Origin of the sequence: Pseudomonas sp. 2VD (genome assembly GCF_005503585.1) — a bacterium.
Lineage (GTDB): Bacteria > Pseudomonadota > Gammaproteobacteria > Pseudomonadales > Pseudomonadaceae > Pseudomonas > Pseudomonas aeruginosa.
This window is the reverse complement of record NZ_SCND01000461.1, coordinates 1-4,082: the sequence shown is the minus strand read 5'-3', so window position 1 is coordinate 4,082 and position 4,082 is coordinate 1. Positions and strand designations below refer to the sequence as shown.

Sequence of the window (4,082 nt, the reverse complement as noted above, 5' to 3'; positions counted from 1 at the left end):
ATCGGCGAGGAAAGCGGCCTGCTCGCCGCCGGCGCGCGCTGGTCGGTCCGGGATTTCCGCGAGCTACGGATCGTCCGCGAAGACGACCGGCTGTACTGCCAGCATCGGCACCCCGCCACGACCGGCAGCGAGAGGAGCGTTGGCGTCCCATGAGCCCGACCCTGCAAGATGCCCGGCTGCTCTGGGACTTCCTCGGCCAGGGCCGCTGCCATGTGCCCTGCGAACTGCTGGTGGTATGCGGCTCCTACGACCTGCGGGTCTGCGACCACGCCTGCGAACTGCTCGAACGCGGCCTCGCCGAACGCCTGCTGTTCACCGGCAACACCGGGCACTGGACGCGCCATCTCTGGGTCGAGCCGGAAGCCGAGCTGTTCGCCCGCCACGCCAGGGCACGCGGGGTAAGCGACAGCCTCATCGTGATCGAGCCGCGGGCGACCAACTTCGCCGAGAACATCGCCTTCGCCCGCGAGCTGTTCCCCGACCTGCGCCGCGCGACCTTCGTCACCAAGCCCAACTCGATCCGCCGCGTGGCGCTGACCCTGCCGGTCCGCTGGCCGGGGCTGGAGGGACACGTGGATGCGCCCGACTACGCATTTCCCGACGGCATCTCGAACCTGGTCGGCGTACTCGGGGTGATCGACGAGATGGTTGGCGACCTCGACCGCATCATGCGTTACCCGGCGCTGGGCTTCCAGGTCGCCTGCCCGATCCCGGCGCAGGTCATGGACGCCTGGGAACGCCTGGTGGCGCGGGGTTTCGACCGCCACCTGGTGAACCCGCCGCGCTGAGCTGACAGCTCTGTAATCTTCCCCACAGCTTGCCGACAGGCGCGCGCCGCTAGGGTGTCCGCATCGCCGCACCGCCCTGGCGGGGCCGCGACCTCCCGGCTGCGCAGGCTCGCGCAGTCCGTCCTGCCACCTGCGTGGAAACCAGCGGATGCACAGAACTTCGCGACGCACCTTCGTCAAAGGCCTCGCCGCCACCGGTCTGCTCGGCGGACTGGGTCTCTGGCGCGCCCCGGCCTGGGCCCTGGCCGGGCCGGGCCAGCAGAACCTGCTCGCCGGCGACAGTTTCGACCTGTTCATCGGCGAGACCCCGGTGAACCTCAGCGGCTCGCCGGCCACCGCCATGACCATCAACGGTTCGCTGCCCGGCCCGACCCTGCGCTGGCGCGAAGGCGACAGCGTGACCCTGCGGGTGCGCAACCGCCTCGCCGAGGACACCTCGATCCACTGGCACGGCATCATCCTGCCGGCCAACATGGATGGCGTGCCGGGCCTCAGCTTCGAGGGCATCGCTCCCGGCGGTCTCTACGAATACCGCTTCAAGGTCCGGCAGAACGGCACCTACTGGTACCACAGCCACTCGGGGCTACAGGAGCAGGCCGGGGTCTACGGCGCCCTGGTGATCGACGCCCGCGAGCCGGAACCGTTCAGCTACGACCGCGACTACGTGGTGCTGCTCAGCGACTGGTCGGACGAGAAGCCGCAGCGCATCCTCGCCAAGCTGAAGAAGCAGTCCGACTACTACAACTTCCACAAGCGCACCGTCGGCGACTTCATCGACGACGTCAGCGCCAACGGCTGGGCCGCGACCCTGGCCGACCGCAAGATGTGGGCCGAGATGAAGATGAGTCCCACCGATCTCGCCGACGTCAGCGGCTACACCTATACCTACCTGCTCAACGGACAGCCGCCGGACGGCAACTGGACCGGCCTGTTCCGCCCCGGCGAAAAGCTCCGCCTGCGCTTCGTCAACGCCTCGGCAATGAGCTATTTCGACGTCCGCATTCCCGGCCTGAAGATGACCGTGGTGGCCGCCGACGGACAGCACGTCGAGCCGGTCAGCGTCGACGAGTTGCGCATCGCCGTGGCCGAGACCTACGACGTGATCGTCGAGCCGGGCGGCGAGCGCGCCTATACCCTCTTCGCCCAGTCCATGGACCGCAGCGGCTACGCCCGCGGCACCCTGGCGCTGGCCGAAGGGCTTAGCGCGCCGGTGCCGACGCCCGATCCGCGCCCGCTGATCGGCATGGACGACATGGGCATGGGCGGCATGGACCACGGCGCCATGGGGCATGGCGCGGCGACGAGGCCCGCCAGCGAGATGGACCATTCGAAGATGTCGGGCATGGACATGAACGGCATGGACCACTCGAAGATGGCCGGCATGGACATGAGCGGCATGGACCACTCCAAGATGGCCGGCATGGACATGAACGGCATGGACCATTCCAGGATGGGCATGGGCGCCATGCCGATGCAGTCCCATCCGGCTTCGGAGGACGGCAACCCGCTGGTCGACATGCAGACCATGACGCCGACACCGAAGCTCGCCGACCCCGGCCTCGGCCTGCGCGACAACGGGCGGCGGGTGCTGACCTACGCCGACCTGCGCAGCCGCTTCGCCGACCCGGACGGCCGCGAGCCGGGGCGCACCATCGAGCTGCACCTGACCGGGCACATGGAGAAGTTCGCCTGGTCCTTCGACGGCATCAAGTTCTCCGACGCCGAGCCGCTGCGCCTGACCTACGGCGAGCGCCTGCGGATCGTCCTGGTCAACGACACCATGATGACCCACCCGATCCACCTGCATGGCATGTGGAGCGACCTGGAGGACGAGCAAGGCAACTTCCTGGTGCGCAAGCACACCATCGACATGCCGCCGGGCACCCGCCGCAGCTACCGGGTCACCGCCGACGCCCTGGGGCGCTGGGCCTACCACTGCCACCTGCTGTTCCACATGGAGATGGGCATGTTCCGCGAAGTGCGGGTAGACGAAGGAGACAACGCATGAGCCGCCAGCCGAAACCCGCCCGCCTGGCCGGCGGTGCCCTCGCCCTGGGTCTGCTGCTGGGCCTGCCGAATCCCGTCGAGGCCGCGCAGGACAATGGCATGGAGCACTCGGCCATGGACCACGGCGCGATGCCTGGCATGGACCACGGCGCCGCATCGCCCGCCCCGGCACAGCCCATGGAGCACCGGGGAATGGACCATGGCCGGATGCCGGGGATGAGCCACGCTGCGCGGCAACCTCCGGCGCAGGCCGCGTCCAGCCAGAGCCGTACGCCGATCCCGGTGCCGACCGAGGCCGACCGCCGTGCCGCCTTTCCGCCGCTGGAGGGGCACAAGGTGCACGACAGCGCGCTGAACAGCTTCTTCCTGCTCGACCAGTTGGAATACCAGGACGCCGACGACGGCAGCGCGCTGGCCTGGGACGCCAGCGGCTGGATCGGCGGCGACATCAACCGCCTATGGCTGCGCAGCGAAGGCGAACGGCTCGACGGCAAGACCGAGGACGCCGAGGTCCAGGCGCTGTTCGGGCACGCCATCGGTCCCTGGTGGGACCTGGTCGCCGGCGTGCGCCAGGATTTCAAGCCCGGCTCGCCGCAGACCTGGGCGGCGTTCGGCGTGCAGGGCCTGGCGCTCTACGACTTCGAGGCGGAAGTCACCGCCTTCCTCGGCGAGAACGGCCAGAGCGCGCTGCGCCTGGAGGGCGAGTACGACATCCTGTTGACCAACCGGCTGATCCTCCAGCCCAGCGCCGAGGTCAACCTGTACGGCAGGAACGATCCCGCCCGCGGCATCGGTTCGGGCCTTGCCGATAGCGAGCTGGGCCTGCGCCTGCGCTATGAGATCCGTCGCGAGTTCGCGCCCTACATCGGGGTGACCTGGAACCGCTCCTACGGCAACAGCGCCGACCTGGCCCGCGCCGAGGGCGAGGACGACGACGAGGCGCGCTTCGTCGCCGGTATCCGCATGTGGTTCTGAACGCGATCGCGGCCAGCCGCTAGCGGTAGCCGTCAAGCAACGGCGAATCGTCGATGAGGTCGCAGCGTTCCAGCGCTGGCAGGTTGCACGGCCGGTAGTCGGGGCATTCGTCCAGCCGCCGCTGCACCGAACGGTGCAGCTTGACCCGGGTTTCCTGCCCGACCGGTTCCAGCGGCCGCGAGCGCGGCCGGCCACGCGACCAGCGCCAGGCGCGGTTGCCGCTGCGGCGGTCCCAGACCAGCAGCGGCAGCCACTCGGCCAGGCGCCAGGGCCGGGTCATCACCGGCAGGACCGGCGCGGTCGGGTCCGGGC

The 4,082-nt window shown here is 69.5% G+C and carries 3 protein-coding genes and 2 pseudogenes; 4 read left to right on the top strand and 1 reads right to left on the bottom strand.

What is annotated here, in order from left to right:
- From FFS27_RS29690 to FFS27_RS29675, 4 genes and pseudogenes are all read left to right on the top strand, one after another.
- Positions 1 to 153: pseudogene (locus tag FFS27_RS29690) on the top strand (HAD family hydrolase); the annotation flags it as partial.
- Positions 150 to 788 carry a YdcF family protein gene (locus tag FFS27_RS29685; RefSeq protein ID WP_003088740.1) on the top strand — a complete coding sequence of 213 codons (639 nt, stop codon included), beginning with the start codon at positions 150 to 152 and terminating at the stop codon, positions 786 to 788. The pseudogene FFS27_RS29690 and the gene FFS27_RS29685, both read left to right, overlap by 4 nt.
- 148 nt (positions 789 to 936) lie before the next feature.
- Positions 937 to 2,796: a copper resistance system multicopper oxidase gene (locus FFS27_RS29680; RefSeq protein ID WP_023097687.1), complete on the top strand. Its 1,860-nt coding sequence runs from the start codon at positions 937 to 939 to the stop codon at positions 2,794 to 2,796.
- Entirely contained in the window at positions 2,793 to 3,770 is a 978-nt protein-coding gene (locus FFS27_RS29675) for a copper resistance protein B (RefSeq protein ID WP_003109652.1), read from the top strand. The genes FFS27_RS29680 and FFS27_RS29675 overlap by 4 nt, the downstream gene beginning before the upstream one ends.
- Before the next feature lie 19 nt (positions 3,771 to 3,789).
- On the opposite strand, the pseudogene FFS27_RS29670 reads toward FFS27_RS29675, so the two are convergent.
- Positions 3,790 to 4,082: pseudogene (locus FFS27_RS29670) on the bottom strand (hypothetical protein); the annotation flags it as partial.